This is a genomic window from Microbacterium sp. NPDC090225, from assembly GCF_044772365.1.
In the GTDB taxonomy this organism is placed as follows: domain Bacteria; phylum Actinomycetota; class Actinomycetes; order Actinomycetales; family Microbacteriaceae; genus Microbacterium.
In genome coordinates this window covers 1,795,469-1,811,224 of the sequence record NZ_JBIVYS010000001.1, presented here as the reverse complement: position 1 = coordinate 1,811,224, position 15,756 = coordinate 1,795,469, and the positions used below count along the sequence as shown (strand labels likewise).

Sequence of the window (15,756 nt, the reverse complement as noted above, 5' to 3'; positions counted from 1 at the left end):
AGGTGGGTCTCGACGTTTGCGATGGGTTTCGACGACAGGCGGGCGGTTTGCGACCAGACGCCGCCATCTGATGGGGTGGGGCGATGACCGTGCAGCTCGTTCGACCGACCACCGACCTCTTCGACTCGTGGGCGTCGGCCGTGGCGGAGTTCGGTGACGGGCACGTCGACGGATCGGGCCTGACGGCCCCGGTGACCCCGGATCGCGCGACGCTCGACGAGCTGATCGAGAGTGCGACGCGGCTCGCCGACACGACCATCGCGCCGCCGGAAGACCGGGTGCACAACGACCTCTACTGGGTGGTCGACGGCGACGAGGTCGTCGGGTTCCTCTCGTTCCGGCACGCCCTCAACGCCTGGCTCGCCGAGGCCGGTGGGCACATCGGGTACTCCGTGCGAGCGTCGCGCCGACGGGAGGGCATCGCGTCGGCGGCGCTGCGCCTCGGCCTCGAGCGCGCCCGAGAGATCGGCCTCGATCGCGTGATGGTCACGTGCGACATCGACAACGCGGGCTCGTACCGCACGATCGAGGGTGCCGGCGGAGTGCTGCAAGACGTGAGCGACCAGTCCGAGCGCGGCATGGGGCTACTGCGCCGCTATTGGATCGCGTTGTAGAGCAGCGTTACTCCGCGACGCGGGCGGCGATGTCGGTGCGGTAGTGCGAGCCTTCGAGGGCGATGCGTCCGATCGCGTCGTACGCGCGGGCGCGGGCCGTGCCGAAATCGGATGCCGTCGCCACCACGTTCAGCACGCGGCCCCCGGTCGCGAGCAGATCGCCGCCCGGAGCATCCGGTCCCGCCGTCGCAGCGTGCACGATGCGCACACCTTCGACGGATGCGGCATCCGCGAGGTTCTCGATCGGGCGGCCGGTCTGCGGAGCCTCGGGGTACCCCTCGCTCGCGAGCACGACGGTGATCGCGACCTCGTCGCTGAAGACGGGGTCGGGCTGGTCCTCGAGGGTGCCGGATGCCGCGGCGAACAGCAGCTCCGACAGCGGCGTGACCAGGCGCGGCAGCACGACCTGCGTCTCGGGGTCGCCGAACCGGGCGTTGAACTCGATCACGCGCACACCCGAAGGGGTGAGGATGAGGCCGGCGTAGAGCAGCCCGATGAAGGGGGTGCCCTCGGCATCGAGCTGGCGGATCACGGGCAGGGCCACGTCGCGCGTGACCTCGGCGACGAACTCCTGCTCACTGCCGAACTGCTCGGCGAGCCAGGGCAGCGGCGAGTAGGCGCCCATGCCGCCCGTGTTGGGGCCGGCGTCGCCGTCGAGCGCGCGCTTGAAATCCTGCGCGGGGCTGAGGGCGCGCACGGTGTCACCGTCGCTGAGGAAGAAGAGCGAGACCTCGGGGCCGGAGAGGAACTCCTCGACGAGCACCGGGCCGGCGGGGAGGTACTGCTCGGCGTGCGCGAGGGCCTCGGCACTGTCGGAGGTGACGATGACGCCCTTGCCGGCGGCGAGACCGTCGGCTTTCACGACGTACGGGGCGCCGAGGTCGTCGAACGCCGCCTCGACCTCGGCGGTGGTCGTCGCGCGCACGGCGCGACCCGTGGGAACACCCGCGGAGTCCATGATCCGTTTGGCGAACGCCTTCGAACCCTCGAGCTGCGCGGCGGCCTTGCCCGGGCCGAAGACGGGGATGCCGCGCTCGCGCAGCGCATCGGCCACCCCGGCGACCAGGGGCGCCTCGGGGCCGATCACGACGAGGTCGATCGCGTTCTCGTTCGCGAACGCGGTGACCGCTCCGCCGTCGAGCACATCGACCGTGACCGGGGTCGCATCCTGTGCGATGCCGGCGTTGCCGGGGGAGACGAAGATCTCGTGCTCCGCCTTCTCTGCTCGCAGAGCGAGGATGATCGCGTGCTCACGTGCACCGGAACCGAGGACGAGGATCTTCACCCGCCCAGCCTATCGAGCCTCGCCGGGCGCGTTTCGGTGGATCGTCGGTGCGGGCGGGATGCGTGGGGTGGCACTAACTCAGGACGATCGCGCCCGAGAGGCGATCTCGGCCCGCAAAACGACCGAACGGGGCGATTTGTCCTGAGTTAGGTACAGCAGGGCAGGCGCAACTGGGTCCCTGAGCCTGTCGAAGGGCCCGCCGCCCACGAAACTTCAGACCGGCCGCTCGTCGGCGACGTCCCACGGCACCGTCCAGCCGGCGGCGTCGAAGAGGCCGCTGAGCACCATGGCCGTGAAACCCCACACGATCGTGCCGTCGACATCGAAAGCCGGTGCCCGGAACGTGCGGTCGCCGAACGTGCGCACCGAGGTGTACCGCGTCGCGGGGTCGAGCAGCTGCGCCACCGGCACCCGGAACACCTCCACGGTCTCGGCATGATCGACCGCTGCCACCCGTGACGGCGTGCGCCACCAGCCGAGCACCGGGGTGACGCGATGGTTGCTCGCGGCGAGCGGGATCTCGGGCAGGGTCGCCAGCACGTCGACGCCCGCGGGGTCGAGCCCGGTCTCCTCCTCTGCTTCGCGGAGCGCGGTGGCGACGGCATCCGCATCTCCCGGCTCCGTCCGTCCGCCCGGGAACGACACCTGTCCCGGGTGCGACGAGAGCGTGGGGGCGCGGCGCTGCAGCAGCACGTCGAGGTCTCGGGCGACGGCCGCATCGGGAACCACGGCGGGTTCGCGATCGAGCACGCCGAACAGGATGAGCACCGCCGCATCGTGCGCGTTCTCGGGGTCGAGCAGTGCGGGGAAGGGCCCGCCCCAGCTGTGCCCCGTGGCCGCAGCGACCAGTTCGGCGCGGGCGCCTTCGGGATGCATGCTCATGCTGCGAGCCTACGCGCGGTCGTAGGCTGGGGAGATGGCCAAGAAGATCGACATCGTCGACGGGCGGACGGCCCTTGACGTCGTGAAGCAGGCGGATGCCGCGGGCGAGAAGCCCCCCCGCACCGCCCTCGCCACGGCCGTGCGATACCTGCTGCAGCTGCTCGACGAGAAGGCACCGGGCAACAGCGTCGAGGTGCGGGTGCCGCCGTTCGGTGCGGTGCAGGTCATCCAGGGCCCGCGGCACACGCGCGGAACGCCCCCGAACGTGGTCGAGATGGATGCCGCGACGTGGCTCGCGGTCGCGCTGGGCGAGGAGCAGTGGGCGGATGCCGCGGCATCCGGTCGCATCGCCGCCTCGGGGACGCGCGCCGACCTCGTCGACGTGCTGCCGCTGCGGCCGTAGCCCCCACCCGTGTTGCGTGCGGGATCAATATGTCACGTTCCTGCGCTTCGGGAGCCGACACATTGATCCCCCACGACGCGCGGGAGGGGGAGGGGGGAGACCCGCTAGCGTCGCGCGACCACCAGCGGGACACCCGTGACGGGATGGGGGAAGACGTCGACGGGCTGCCCGTAGACCTCTTCGATGCGCTCTGCCGTGAGCACCTCGGCGGGGGTGCCCGTGGCGACCACGCGCCCCTGCGACAGCAGGGTGACGCGGTCGGCGTGCGCGAGGGCGGCGTTGAGGTCGTGCAGCACGATCGCGACGGCCACGCCGTCGGCCGCCTGCAGGGCGATGAGCCGCATGACGTCTTCGTGGTGCTTCAGGTCGAGGGCGGCGGTGGGTTCGTCGAGCAGCAGGATGCCGGTGCTCTGGGCGATCACTCGGGCCAGCGCCACGCGGGCTCGTTCACCGCCCGACAGCGAGGTGACCGAGCGGGCGCTGAGCGGCAGCACCTCGGTCGATCCCATCGAGGTCGCGACGATCGCGTCGTCGTCGTCGGCCGCGGGCGTGCGCGCCCAGGGCGAGCGCCCCATGCGCACGACCTGCTCTGCCGTGAACGGGAACGTGACGGTGTTCTCCTGCAGCAGCACCGCCCGCTGCTGCGCGAGCGTGCGCGAACGGATGCCGGTGACCGGCGCCCCGTCGAGCTCGACCCGTCCGGTCTGGGCCGTCACGTCACCCGCGAGCACGCCGAACAGGGTCGATTTGCCGGCGCCGTTGGGGCCGACGAGCGCGTGGATCTGCCCGGCGTGGATGTCGATCGAGGCGTCGTCGAGGATCGCGCGGCCGTCGCCGACGCGTACCGTGAGGCCGGCGCCCCGCAGTCTCAGGCTCATGCCCAGCCTCCCGCCCGGCGGCGCGTGCGCACGAGCAGCCACAGGAAGAAGGGGCCGCCGACGAGCGAGGTGATCATGCCGATCGGCAGGTCGGCGAGGGGCACGGCGGTGCGGGCGACGAGGTCGGCCACGGCGATGAGCAACGCGCCGCCGAACGCCGAGGCGATCACGAGCGGCAGGTGCGCCGGGCCGATGATCATGCGCATGAGGTGCGGCACGACGAGTCCGGCGAACCCGATGATGCCGGCGAACGCGACCGCCGCGCACACCAGCAACGCCACGGTGACGATGACCGTGATGCGCAGCAGTTCGACGTTGAGTCCGAGGTGCCGTGCGGTGCGCTCGCCGAGAGCGAAGAGGTCGAGGCTCGGAGCGACGATCAACGCCACGACGATGCCGATCGCGACCAGCGGTGCGACGAGGGCGACGTTCTGCCACAGCGCGCCGTTGAGCGATCCGAGCTGCCAGAACACGATCTGCTCGCGCGTCGATGTCGTGCCGATGAACGTGAGGAACGCCATCCCGGCGCCCGCGATCGCATTGATCGCGATACCCGTGAGCAGGAGGGTGACGACCTCGGTGCGCCCGCCCGAGCGGCTGATGAAGTAGACCGAGAGCACCGCCACGAGTCCGCCGATGAAGGCGAACGCGGGGGTGGTCCACATGCCGAACGAGGCGAGTCCCAGCGTGATGCTCGCGGCCGCGCCGAGGGCGGCGCCCGACGAGACGCCGACGACTCCGGCATCCGCCAGTGGGTTGCCGAAGATCGCCTGCATGAGCACGCCCGACACCGCGAGCGCGGCGCCGACGAGCAGGCCGAGCACCAGCCGCGGCATCCGGATGCTGTTGATGACGCCGTAGTCGGTGGCGTTCGCGGGTGCCCACGCGGTGTCGATGCCGATGCCGTGCAGCAGCACGCCGACGAGGTCGGTGGGGGAGAGGTCGTACTGGCCGCTCGTGATCGATGCGATGCAGGTGATCACGAGCGCTGCGAGCAAGCCGATCAGGACCAGCGCGAAGCGCAGCCCCCGGCGCGTGGTCGGCGTCGGGGTGACGACCTCCGAGGTCATTTCGCGGGCTCGGGCGCGTACAGGGCGCGGGCGAGGGCGCTGATGATCTCGGCCGAACGGGGCCCGAAGCTCAGGATCTCGCTGTCGGCCATGTCGATCACGCGGCGGTTGGCTCCGGCGGGCGTCTCGGCGACGGCGGGCACGCGCTCGATCAGACCGTCGATGCCCCCGACCGATTCGAGTCCGTCGGTCATCATCACGAGCACGTCGGGCTTCGCCGCGACGAGCGCTTCGGCGGTCATGGGCTTCATGCCCTCCCAGCCGATCTCCTCGGCGACGTCGACGCCGCCGACCGCGTCGATCAGGGAGTCGGCACCGGAGTCCTCGCCGAAGATGTAGTAGACGTTCGCGCTGCCGCGCACGTAGAGGAAGAGCATGCGGGCGCGGTCGGCCTCGTCGGTGGGCACGATCTCGGCGATCTCGGCCTCGGCGTCGTCGAGTTCCCCCGCGAGGCGCTCGATCAAGGCGGCGCCGCGGGTGGGCACACCCAGGGCGGTGGCGATCTCGGTGACGAGCTCGTCGGTGGTGTCGATGCGACGGTCGCTCGAGATGACGACGACGGCGATCCCGGCGTCGCGCAGCTGCTGGCGCACCTCTTTCGGCCCGATGGTCGTGTCGGTGAGCACGACGGTGGGGGCGAGTTCGAGGATCGCCTCGGCGTTGAGGCTGTGCCCGCTCTGGGTGACGACGGGCAGATCTTCGGTGCCCGTGAACTGGGTGGAGGCGTCGCGTCCGACGACCTGGTCGCCGAGGCCCAGGGCGAAGACGGTCGAGGCGATGGTGCCCGAGATATCGATCGGCAGGATGCGGTCAGCCGAGGCGATCGTGACCTCGCGGTCTTCGCTGTCGGTCACGGTGACCGGCAGGTCGGGGCCCGTGTCGTCGTCGATCGGGGTGATGGCGTGGCTCGACAGGCAGGCGGTCGAACCGCCCTCGACGGCGCGCACGTCATCGACGAGGTCGAGATCGGCGAGAGCGACGGATGCCTGGGGGCAGTCGTCCACAGGCGACGCGGAGGCGTCGGGGGTTGCGGCATCCGCACCGGGCTGTGCGCAACCGGCGAGTCCGATCGCGAGCGAGGCAGCGAGGAAGACGGCAAGAACGCGGCGCATAAGGCAAGGCTATCCTAAAACTTGACGCGAGCCTCGCGCACAGCCTACGCTCAGAAAAGGCGGCTGCTTAGCTCAGCCTAACCTAATCCCCTTCGCCCGATTGCATAGCGGCACCGCCGGCGTGCGTGCCCGCGCACCCCGGGGCCCGGAGAGAAACCGTGAACTCCACAGCACCCAGCACCACAGTGAGTCACCGCGTCCGCGCGGCGATAGCTGCCCTGATATCGCTCTTCCTCGTCGTGACCGGCCTCACCGTCGCTCAGCCTGCGCTCGCGGCCGACACCGTCGTGACCACCAGCGTCACCGTCGCCGACACGTCCGGTGTGACCGTGCGGACCACGGCATCCGGTCTTCCCGAGGGAACGGCCGGCGCCTACGCCGCCGTCATCGAGAAGGGCACCGAGAGCGGCGTGACCGCCGGCGGTGGATTCGCGGCCATGCAGTTCGTGCGCACCGTCACCGACGGCGGCTTCACGGTCGACCTCGCGGGCGCGGCATCCGCCTTCGACCGCACCAAGACGTACGAGGTCATCGTCTGGCAGCAGCACACGATCCCGGACGCCACCAACATCTACGCCCGCGCCGATGTCGCCATCAGCGCCGAGCAGTGGGATGCCGTCTTCCCGCCGGTGACCGAGCCGGAGACGCCGACCGAGCCGGAGACGCCGACCGAGCCCGAGACGCCGACCGAGCCGGAGACGCCGACCGAGCCCGAGACGCCGACCGAGCCGGAAACGCCGACCGAGCCCGAGACGCCGGCCGAGCCCGAGACGCCGGCCGAGCCCGAGGTTCCCGCCTCCGCCGCGATCTCCGTCTTCCTCGCCGACGGCGTCACTCCCGCAGCCGGAACCGCGCTCAAGGCCGGCGACAAGGTCGTCGTGAAGGGCACGGGCTACGACCCGACCGCCAACGTCGGCGGCCGTGGTGCTCCGATCCCCGCGAACCTGCCCCAGGGCACGTACGTCGTGTTCGGCAACTTCGCCGAGAACTGGAAGCCGTCCGCCGGTGCCGCAGCCGCGACCCGCTCGGGTTCGGTGCAGGCGTGGGCGCTCGCCGAGAGCGTGCTCGAACAGGTTCCCTCGCAGTACCAGTCCGCAGTTCGCGCGCAGTGGGTGCCCCTCACCGCCGATGGTTCGTTCACGGCGACCCTGACGCTCAAGGACACCACGGCCACCCCCGGCTCGTACGGCGTCTACACCTACGGTGCCGGTGGCGTGAACAACGCCGACCAGGAGCGCAGCGTCGCCCTCAACTACGCGCCGGCCCCGAAGGTCGCAGTTTCCGACCTCGTCGTCAGCGATGCCGGCATCACGGCGAACGTCAACGGCACGCTGTTCGGCGCCGCGACCGGCGTCTACGCGGCGGTCATCGAGACCGGCACCGAGGCGAACGTCACCGCCGGTGGCGGATTCGCGGCCATGCAGTTCGTGCGCAACGTCGCGGGCGGCGCTTTCTCGGTCGCGCTCGCGGCCCCGGCATCCGCTCTCGACCGCACGAAGACCTACGAGGTCATCGTCTGGACGCAGCACACGCTGCCGAACGCGCAGACCATGCTCGCGCGCACGCCCGTCACGATCTCGACGGCGCAGTGGGACATCGTCAAGCCGGTTCCGGCTGCTCCGTCGATCTCGGTCTTCCTGGCCGACGGCGTGACCCCGGCCGAGGGCGCCGCCCTCAAGACCGGTGACAAGGTCGTCGTGAAGGGCTCGGGCTACAGCCCGACCGCGAACGTCGGTGGCCGTGGCGTGCCGATCCCCGCGACCCTGCCGCAGGGCACGTACGTCGTGTTCGGCAACTTCGCCGAGAACTGGAAGCCGTCGGCATCCGCTCCGTCTGCGAACCGCTCCGTCGGCTCGCAGCTCTGGGCGCTCTCCGAGACCGTGCTGAACCAGGTTCCCGAGGCCTTCCAGCCGACCATCCGCAGCCAGTGGGTCGACATCGGGGCTGACGGCACGTTCACCGCGACGCTGACGCTGAAGGATTCCACGGCCAAGCCCGGTGCCTACGGTGTGTACACCTACGCCGCCGGTGGTGTCGTGAACGCCGAGCAGGAGCGCAGCGTCGCCCTCAACTACACCGAGGCCGCGGTCGCGACCGCGACGGTGAAGTCCGCGACCGCTGACGACCTGACCGTGACGGCGGGCGGCTCCAAGCTCGGTTCGATCACGGGTGCGTATGTGGCACTCATCGAGGCGGGTACCGAGGCGGATGTGACCGCCGGTGGTGGTTTCGCGGCGATGCAGTTCGTCCGCAACGTGTCCGGTGGTGCGTTCAGCGTGGATCTGGTGGCGGCGAAGGCGGGTCTTGACCGGTCGAAGTCGTACGAGGTCATCGTGTGGCAGCAGCACACTCTGCCGACGGCCTCGACGATCTACGCCCGTCAGGCCGTGACGGTGTCGGATGCGCAGTGGAACACGGTGTTCCCGCCGAGCGCGCCGTCGGTGTCGGGTTCGGTGTCGGTGGCGTCGACCGAGGGTCTGACCGTTGCGACGTCGGGCTCGAACCTCGGTTCGATCACGGGTGCGTATGTCGCGCTGATCGAGGCGGGTACCGAGGCGGATGTGACCGCCGGTGGTGGTTTCGCCGCGATGCAGTTCGTCCGCAACGTCTCGGGTGGTGCGTTCACGGTGGATCTGGTGGCGGCGAAGGCGGGTCTTGACCGGTCGAAGTCGTACGAGGTCATCGTGTGGCAGCAGCACACCCTCCCGACCGCGTCGACGATTTATGCGCGTCAGGCCGTGAACGTGACGTCGGCCCAGTGGGATGCCGTGTTCGGCTCCCTGGATGGTCCGGCAGTCAAGACCACGGTGAAGTCGGCGACCGCCCAGAACGGCCTGACCGTCACGGCGACCGGCTCGAAGCACGGCTCGATCACGGGTGCGTACGTCGCGCTCATCGAGAAGGGCACCGAGGCGGACGTCACCGCCGACGCCGGCTTCGTCGCGATGCAGTTCGTGCGCAGCGTCTCGGGCGGCGGCTACTCGGTCGACCTCACGGCGGCGGCGAGCACGCTCGACCGCACCAAGACGTACGAGGTCATCAGCTGGCAGCAGCACACGATGCCGACCGCATCGACGATCTACGCGCGCAGCACCGTCACCGTGACCGAGGCGCAGTGGGACAAGATCTTCGGACCGAAGCCGGAGACCCCGCAGCCCCCGAAGCCGCCGGTCACCCCGACCGCTCCGGTCGCGACCGTCCCCGGTGGATCGCTGCGCTGGGACGTGTCGAGCTCGTTCCTGCGCTACATCACGGGCGACATCGCCAAGGGCGCGATCGAGGTCACGGGTGGGGCCACGCGTGCCGACGGGCTGTTCCAGTTCGGACAGGCGACAGGCAGTACCTACGACCCCGCGACCGGCCTCGGCACGGTCTCGTACGTGGGCGCAGTCCGGTTCACCGGTCACGGCGGCATCCTCGATGTCACGGTCGCGAACCCGCAGATCCGCTTCACCTCGGCGAACGCGGCGACGCTCTACGTCACCAACGGCGGAAGCCAGGTGCCGTTCGCGACGCTCGACCTGTCGCGTGCGGGCAAGACCACGGCGAACGGCGCGGTCACCTACACCTCGGCCCCGGCATCCATCACCTCCGCCGGTGTCAACCAGGTGTTCCAGGGGTACTCGACGACTCTGAGCCCGGTCACGTTCACGATCGGTTCCGCAGCCGCGGCTCCGAGCGGATCGACCGGCACCGTCGCGGCGGCCGCCGCGGTCGTGAAGAAGGCGGCCCTCCCGGCCACGCCTCCGGCGACCACCGGCATCGAGATCGACGATGAGAACCTCACCGCCCTGCAGTCGGGCAAGACGGCGACGATCACGGCATCCGGTTTCGAGCCGAACGAGAAGGACATCCAGGTCGTCGTGTACTCGACGCCCGTCCTGCTCGGCACGGTGGATGCCGACGCCAACGGTGTCGCCACGTGGACCGGCACGCTGCCCGCCACGCTCGAGAACGGTGAGCACACGCTCACCCTCCAGGGCACGGTGACCCGCGGACTCGTCTTCACGCTCACCCGGGAGACCGTCGTGATCGGCGCCTGCACCGTCGAAGGCGCGAGCCTGAACTGGGGCTACAAGGAATCGTTCCGCACCTACATCGAGGGCATCGCGAAGGGCGGTTGGACGCTCACAGACGTGGTCTACCAGTACCCCGACTTCGTGTGGTCGAACGGCTCCGGCTCGTACGATGACGAGAGCGGTGCGGGCCTCGTGACCTACGGCGGCAGCATCAACTTCACGGGCCACGACGGCGCGCTGAACACGACGCTGGCGAACTTCCGCATCGAGCTCGCGGGCGACACCGGCTACATCGTGGTCGACGTCACCGGCACCACGCAGTCCGGTGAGGCCATCGACCTGAAGGACGTGCGGTTCGCGGAGTTCTCGCTGGCCGAGGTCGCACCGGTCGACGGAGTGATCACGCTCGACGGCATCCCGTCGACGCTCACCGAGGCCGGTGCCGCCGCCTTCGGCACCTACGCCGCGGGCGAGGCACTCGACCCGGTCAGCGCCGTCATCCCCGTCGGTGCGGACTGCGGAGTCGCGGCCCCGGCCGACGACGAGGAGACCGAGTCGGAGGCGACCACCGCGACCACCGCGGTCACCGCCGTCACCGAGGTCGCCGACGAGCAGGGCGGCGTGCCGGTCTGGGTCTGGATCGTCGGCGGACTCGTCGTCGTGGCCCTCGTCGGCACGGGCGGCGTGCTCATCGGACGCCGCAGCCGCTCGACGGCAGAGTCGTCCGTCACGACCACCGAGGTCTGACACCTCATCGAACCGCCCTTCCGCATCGCGCGGGAGGGCGGTTCGTCGTGGGTGGGTCGGGCGGAGTTCTCGGTGATGGGCGGAGCGACGCGGTGATGGGCGGAGTTCTCGGTGTTGGGCGGAGGTCTGGGCGAAGCATCCGCCCGACGCGGAGTTCTCCTCCCGTGACGGAGGAGACCTCGCTTTCCCGACGGAGGAGAACTCGCCTTCCGCAGGATCAGAACGGCGGATGCTTCCTGCGGAGCGCGAGTTCTCCTCCGCTGCGTGCGGGGTGGGGCCCTTCGACAGGCTCAGGGACCCAGCCTTCTGCGAGGGACCGGCCCCCGGGTCGCTGAGCCTGTCGAAGCGTCCCGCGGAGCGACGCGGTGGTGGGCGGAGTTCTCGGTGATGGGCGGAGGTTTCTGGGCGAAGCATCCGCCCGACGCGGAGTTCTCCTCCCGTGACGGAGGAGACCTCGCCTTCCCGACGGAGGAGAACTCGCCTTCCGCAGGATCAGAAGAGCGGATGCCTCCTGCCGAACGCGAGTTCTCCTCCCTTGCGGGCGGGGCCCTTCGTCTCGCTTCGCTCACTCAGGGGCCGCAGACACCCGGTTCCTGAGCGAGGAGCTGAGCGACGAGACGAAGGACGTGCCACGGCCCGCAGGGAACGGTGGGAGAATGGGGGCATGTCCTCCTCCGAGACCCCGCAGACCGTCGAAGCGACCGTGCGCCACGTGCCGCGGTACGGCGTGTTCATGGCTATCGGTGTCGTCGTGGGTGTGATCGCCGCCGGCATCCTCACTTTCACCGGCAGCTTCGAGGAGTCGCAGGCGCTCGATGTCGTCTACCCGCCCGGGCTGGTCTTCGGATTCCTGCTGTTGTGGACGGTCCCGATCGGCCTCGCCCTCGGCGGTGTCGTCGCGCTGATCCTGGAGCGCACCGGCCGTCGGCACGATCGGGTCGTACGGGTCGACCGCGAGACGATCATCGAGATCGACGACGAGGCGCCCGAGGCGCAGACGGCACCCGAGAGCGCGGCATCCGACGCACCTGCCCCCGACCGCGACTGACCCTCAGGCCAGTTCGGCGATGACCGGCCGGATGGCCGAGTCGAACGCCACGATGTCGCGGCGCAGGCCGTCGGTCACCGCGACGGTCAGATCACCGATCCACCAGATGCCGCGCTGCGAGAACGGCAGCACCTGCACGTTCAGCTCGAACGAGTGCGCCCGCCGGCCGATGTCGCGCTCGAACTCGGCGATCGCGCTGGCGTACGCCCGGTAGGCGTCGCCGCCCGTGTGGCTCTTCATCGACTTCACGTAGCGGTCGTGCGCGGCGCGCGCGTAGCGCAGAGCGGATGCCGCGTGCCCGGCGATCCCCGCCCCGAGCTCTTCCGCGCCGGAGGCGGGCAGCGCCACGAGCGTGTCGAAACCGTCGATCAGTTCGAGGGGGACTCCGGAGGGGTGCGCGCGCGGTTCGACGGTCATGTCCCAATAGTCGCGCCACTGCTTCTCGACCGCCGACGTGGCGTCGGCGGCATCCGGCGCGCGCACCGGCAGATCGCGCAGAGTCGGCAGATCGTCGGGAACGCGGATGCCGAGGGCCTGGCGCAGCGCGAGCGCCACGAGCACGGGGACGCTCGCGTCTTCGCGGATGAGCCACTGCGGCTTGTCGGCCATGGCCCCATCGTAGGGCTGTGGCCGCGCTCGGGGTGAGAATCCGGGAAGCAGTGCTAACCGCTGCCGCGCGCCGCGTCAACCCGCGCGCCCTTTCGGCCGTCGAGGCGTAGACCGGGGGAAACGGGCCATCCGCTGCCCGCGGACGAGAGGAAGAGATGATGCGCAATCAGGAGAACGAACGCACGGGCGAGGGCCCGGCAGCCGACGGCGCCGACGGAGAGTCCGGAGCGATGAGCGGGATGGAGACGGGGACCGCGCCCTGGGGCGTGACCGGCGAAGGCGACGCGCGGCACGGCGACGCCGCGGATGCCGGAGGAGAACGCGACACGACCGACGATGCCGACGGGGCTGACGACGCGCAGCGCTGACGGCGACGCCGATGCGATCGCCTCCTCCTTCGGCAGGAGCCGATCGCATCTCGGCACGCCCGGCGGGCGGTAGGCTGGACGCGTGGCTGCCTCCCCCACCAATCCCTATTCCGAAGCCGGCGTCGATACCGCTGCCGGCGACCTCGCCGTCGAGCTGATGAAGTCGTCCGTACGGGCGACGCACGGCCCCGAAGTGCTCGGGGGCGTCGGCGGATTCGCCGGTCTCTTCGACGCGAGCGCGCTGCGCGACTTCCGCCGCCCGCTGCTCGCGACCAGCACCGACGGCGTCGGCACGAAGGTCGCGATCGCGCAGGCGATCGACAAGCACGACACGATCGGGCAGGACCTGGTCGGCATGGTCGTCGACGACATCGTCGTGGTGGGAGCGAAGCCGCTCTTCATGACCGACTACATCGCCTGCGGCAAGGTCTTCCCGCAGCGCATCGCCGACATCGTGCGTGGCATCGCCGAGGCGTGCGCCGCGACGGGCACCGCGCTCGTGGGCGGCGAGACGGCCGAGCACCCGGGTCTGCTGGGTCCGCGCGACTACGACGTCGCGGGTGCGGCGACCGGAGTCGTCGAGGCCGATGCGATCCTCGGTGCCGACCGCGTGACCGACGGCGACGCGGTGCTCGCGATCGCCTCGAGCGGTCTGCACTCCAACGGCTACTCGCTCGTGCGGCACATCATCACCGGTGCCGGCATCTCCTACGGCGACAACTCGGCCGACCTCGGGGGCACGTGGGGCGAGGCCCTGCTCGAGCCGACCCGTCTCTACACGCTTCCCCTGCTGCGTCTCATCGACGCGATCCCGGGTGCTGTGCACGCGCTCAGCCACGTCACCGGCGGCGGCATCGCAGCGAATCTCGCCCGTGTGCTCCCGCAGGGCAGCTGGGCCGAGGTCGACCGCAGCACCTGGTCGCCGAGCCCGGTCTTCCGCGTGCTCAGCGACATCGCCGGTTCGTCGCTCGAGTCGGCGGAGGGCACCTGGAACCTGGGTATCGGGTTCCTCGCGGTGGTCTCCGACAGTGCGAAGGATGCCGCGATCGCGGCACTCCAGACCGAGGGCATGCCCGCGTGGCAGGTCGGCACGGTGCGCTTCGACGGGCGTCCGGCAGGAGAATTCGAACAGGGCGCCAAGGGCGTCGACGGTGGAGCGGTGCGCCTCGTGGGCGCTTACGCGGACGGAGCGAAGTAAACCCCCATGTGCGGCATCGTCGGAATGGTGGGGACGGCCCCGGTCAACCAGGACATCTACGACGCTCTCCTCCTGCTGCAGCATCGCGGCCAGGATGCGACGGGCATCGCCACGGCAGAGGCGAACGGCGTCATGCACAACGCCAAGGCGCAGGGGATGGTGCGCGAGGCGTTCCGTACCCGCGACATGCGTGCGCTGCTCGGCAACGTCGGTCTCGGTCACGTGCGCTACGCGACCAAGGGCACGGCGTCTAACGAAGAGGAGATGCAGCCGTTCTACGTGAACGCGCCGTACGGCATCATCCTCATCCACAACGGCAACCTCACCAACACGCGTGAGCTCACCGCCGAGATGGCGAAGCGCGATCGCCGCCACCTCAACTCGTCGAGCGACACCGAGCTGCTGCTCAACGTGCTCGCGGGCGAGCTGCAGAACACCACCTCGACGGTCGACCTCGACCCCGAGCGGGTCTTCGAGGCCGTCGAGCGCACGCACGAGCGCATCGAGGGCGCGTACGCCGTCATCGCCGTGATCGCCGGCTACGGTCTGCTCGCCTTCCGCGATCCCTTCGGCATCCGCCCGCTGATCCTGGGGCGTCGCCCGTCGACCGTGCCCGGCAACGAGGGCAAGGACGAGTGGGTCGTCGCGAGCGAGTCGCTGGTGCTCGAGAACGGCGACTACGAGGTCGTGCGCGAGGTCGAGCCCGGTGAGGCCGTCTTCATCACGACCGAGGGTGAGCTGCACACCAAGCAGTGCGCCGCCGAGACGCAGCTCTCGCCGTGCGCGTTCGAGTACGTCTACCTCGCGCGTCCCGACTCGGTCATGAACGGCATCTCGGTCTACGAGTCGCGTCTGCGCATGGGCGACCGTCTCGCCGACACCATCGCGAAGCACGTGCCGATGGACAAGATCGATGTCGTCATGCCCATCCCCGACTCCTCGCGCCCCGCCGCGATGGAGGTCGCACGCAAGCTCGGCATCGAGTACCGCGAGGGCTTCTACAAGAACCGCTACGTCGGCCGCACCTTCATCATGCCGGGGCAGGCGGTGCGCAAGAAGAGCGTGCGCCAGAAGCTCAACGCGATGTCGACCGAGTTCCAGGGCAAGAACGTCCTGCTCATCGACGACTCGATCGTGCGCGGCACGACGTCGAAGGAGATCATCCAGATGGCGCGCGACGCCGGCGCGGTGTCGGTGACGTTCGCCTCGGCGGCGCCCCCCGTGCGGCACCCGCACGTCTACGGCATCAACATGCCGTCGCGCCATGAGCTCATCGCGCACGGACGCACGATCCCCGAGATCGCCGAGGTGCTCGGCTGCGACCACCTCGTCTACCAGGAGGTCGACGACCTGAAGGCCGCGATCACCGAGGGGTCGGTCGTCGACGACCTCGACATGAGCTGCTTCGACGGCCGGTACGTCACCGGCACCGTCAGTGACGAGTACCTGGCCTGGGTGGAGAGTTCGCAGACCTCCTGATGAGTGAGCCCGCGCCCTTCGTCTCGCTGCGCTCGCTCAGGAAC

Annotated in this window: 13 protein-coding genes; 7 read left to right on the top strand and 6 right to left on the bottom strand. The window is 70.1% G+C overall.

What is annotated here, in order from left to right; all coding sequences use genetic code 11:
• The first annotated feature begins 83 nt into the window (after positions 1-83).
• The gene (locus ACIQTT_RS08565) at positions 84-614 is read left to right on the top strand and encodes a GNAT family N-acetyltransferase (protein WP_402788540.1); all 531 of its coding nucleotides are present in this window, start codon (positions 84-86) and stop codon (positions 612-614) included.
• Between the two features lie 7 nt (positions 615-621).
• Here ACIQTT_RS08565 and purD read toward each other — a convergent pair whose 3' ends face one another.
• The gene (purD, locus tag ACIQTT_RS08560; protein WP_402788538.1) at positions 622-1,899 is read right to left on the bottom strand and encodes a phosphoribosylamine--glycine ligase; all 1,278 of its coding nucleotides are present in this window, start codon (positions 1,897-1,899) and stop codon (positions 622-624) included.
• Between the two features lie 213 nt (positions 1,900-2,112).
• Positions 2,113-2,781 carry an NUDIX hydrolase gene (locus tag ACIQTT_RS08555; RefSeq protein ID WP_402788537.1) on the bottom strand — a complete coding sequence of 223 codons (669 nt, stop codon included), beginning with the start codon at positions 2,779-2,781 and terminating at the stop codon, positions 2,113-2,115.
• 34 nt (positions 2,782-2,815) lie between these two features.
• Here ACIQTT_RS08555 and ACIQTT_RS08550 point away from each other — a divergent pair, with 34 nt between their 5' ends.
• Positions 2,816-3,184 (top strand): sterol carrier family protein, encoded by a 369-nt coding sequence (locus ACIQTT_RS08550; RefSeq protein ID WP_402788535.1) that lies wholly within the window; start codon positions 2,816-2,818, stop codon positions 3,182-3,184.
• 104 nt (positions 3,185-3,288) lie between these two features.
• Here ACIQTT_RS08550 and ACIQTT_RS08545 read toward each other — a convergent pair whose 3' ends face one another.
• Genes ACIQTT_RS08545 through ACIQTT_RS08535 form a run of 3 tightly spaced genes read right to left on the bottom strand, consistent with a single transcriptional unit; the run spans position 3,289 to position 6,244 of the window.
• Positions 3,289-4,062, bottom strand: a complete 774-nt coding sequence (locus tag ACIQTT_RS08545; protein ID WP_402788533.1) for a heme ABC transporter ATP-binding protein — start codon at positions 4,060-4,062, stop codon at positions 3,289-3,291.
• A complete protein-coding gene (locus tag ACIQTT_RS08540) occupies positions 4,059-5,132 on the bottom strand; it encodes a FecCD family ABC transporter permease (RefSeq protein ID WP_402788531.1) in 1,074 nt (357 codons plus the stop codon). Before ACIQTT_RS08540 ends, ACIQTT_RS08545 begins: the two co-directional genes overlap by 4 nt.
• Entirely contained in the window at positions 5,129-6,244 is a 1,116-nt protein-coding gene (locus tag ACIQTT_RS08535; protein ID WP_402788529.1) for a hemin ABC transporter substrate-binding protein, read from the bottom strand. The genes ACIQTT_RS08540 and ACIQTT_RS08535 overlap by 4 nt, the downstream gene beginning before the upstream one ends.
• Before the next feature lie 158 nt (positions 6,245-6,402).
• Between ACIQTT_RS08535 and ACIQTT_RS08530 the strand changes: the two genes are divergently transcribed.
• The gene (locus tag ACIQTT_RS08530) at positions 6,403-11,010 is read left to right on the top strand and encodes an HtaA domain-containing protein (protein ID WP_402788527.1); all 4,608 of its coding nucleotides are present in this window, start codon (positions 6,403-6,405) and stop codon (positions 11,008-11,010) included.
• Positions 11,011-11,674: 664 nt separating this feature from the next.
• A complete protein-coding gene (locus ACIQTT_RS08525) occupies positions 11,675-12,058 on the top strand; it encodes a potassium transporter Trk (protein ID WP_402788525.1) in 384 nt (127 codons plus the stop codon).
• Positions 12,059-12,061: 3 nt separating this feature from the next.
• On the opposite strand, the gene ACIQTT_RS08520 is transcribed toward ACIQTT_RS08525, so the two are convergent.
• Positions 12,062-12,667: a zinc-binding alcohol dehydrogenase gene (locus ACIQTT_RS08520; protein WP_402788523.1), complete on the bottom strand. Its 606-nt coding sequence runs from the start codon at positions 12,665-12,667 to the stop codon at positions 12,062-12,064.
• A gap of 158 nt (positions 12,668-12,825) precedes the next feature.
• On the opposite strand from ACIQTT_RS08520, the gene ACIQTT_RS08515 reads away from it, so the two are divergent.
• From ACIQTT_RS08515 to purF, 3 genes are all read left to right on the top strand, one after another.
• Positions 12,826-13,035, top strand: coding sequence for a hypothetical protein (locus ACIQTT_RS08515; protein WP_402788521.1), 210 nt, complete (start codon positions 12,826-12,828; stop codon positions 13,033-13,035).
• Between the two features lie 82 nt (positions 13,036-13,117).
• Entirely contained in the window at positions 13,118-14,233 is a 1,116-nt protein-coding gene (purM, locus tag ACIQTT_RS08510) for a phosphoribosylformylglycinamidine cyclo-ligase (RefSeq protein WP_402788519.1), read from the top strand.
• Positions 14,234-14,239: 6 nt separating this feature from the next.
• Positions 14,240-15,712: an amidophosphoribosyltransferase gene (purF, locus tag ACIQTT_RS08505; RefSeq protein WP_402788517.1), complete on the top strand. Its 1,473-nt coding sequence runs from the start codon at positions 14,240-14,242 to the stop codon at positions 15,710-15,712.
• Positions 15,713-15,756 lie beyond the last annotated feature (44 nt).

What these genes read in the sequence shown, in the direction of transcription:
- ACIQTT_RS08565 (WP_402788540.1), top strand. Translation starts at nt 84, where the DNA reads ATGACCGTGCAGCTCGTTCGACCGACCACCGACCTCTTCGACTCGTGG.
- ACIQTT_RS08555 (WP_402788537.1), bottom strand. Translation starts at nt 2,781, where the DNA reads ATGAGCATGCATCCCGAAGGCGCCCGCGCCGAACTGGTCGCTGCGGCC.
- ACIQTT_RS08550 (WP_402788535.1), top strand. Translation starts at nt 2,816, where the DNA reads ATGGCCAAGAAGATCGACATCGTCGACGGGCGGACGGCCCTTGACGTC.
- ACIQTT_RS08545 (WP_402788533.1), bottom strand. Translation starts at nt 4,062, where the DNA reads ATGAGCCTGAGACTGCGGGGCGCCGGCCTCACGGTACGCGTCGGCGAC.
- ACIQTT_RS08540 (WP_402788531.1), bottom strand. Translation starts at nt 5,132, where the DNA reads ATGACCTCGGAGGTCGTCACCCCGACGCCGACCACGCGCCGGGGGCTG.
- ACIQTT_RS08535 (WP_402788529.1), bottom strand. Translation starts at nt 6,244, where the DNA reads ATGCGCCGCGTTCTTGCCGTCTTCCTCGCTGCCTCGCTCGCGATCGGA.
- ACIQTT_RS08525 (WP_402788525.1), top strand. Translation starts at nt 11,675, where the DNA reads ATGTCCTCCTCCGAGACCCCGCAGACCGTCGAAGCGACCGTGCGCCAC.
- ACIQTT_RS08520 (WP_402788523.1), bottom strand. Translation starts at nt 12,667, where the DNA reads ATGGCCGACAAGCCGCAGTGGCTCATCCGCGAAGACGCGAGCGTCCCC.
- ACIQTT_RS08515 (WP_402788521.1), top strand. Translation starts at nt 12,826, where the DNA reads ATGCGCAATCAGGAGAACGAACGCACGGGCGAGGGCCCGGCAGCCGAC.
- purF (WP_402788517.1), top strand. Translation starts at nt 14,240, where the DNA reads ATGTGCGGCATCGTCGGAATGGTGGGGACGGCCCCGGTCAACCAGGAC.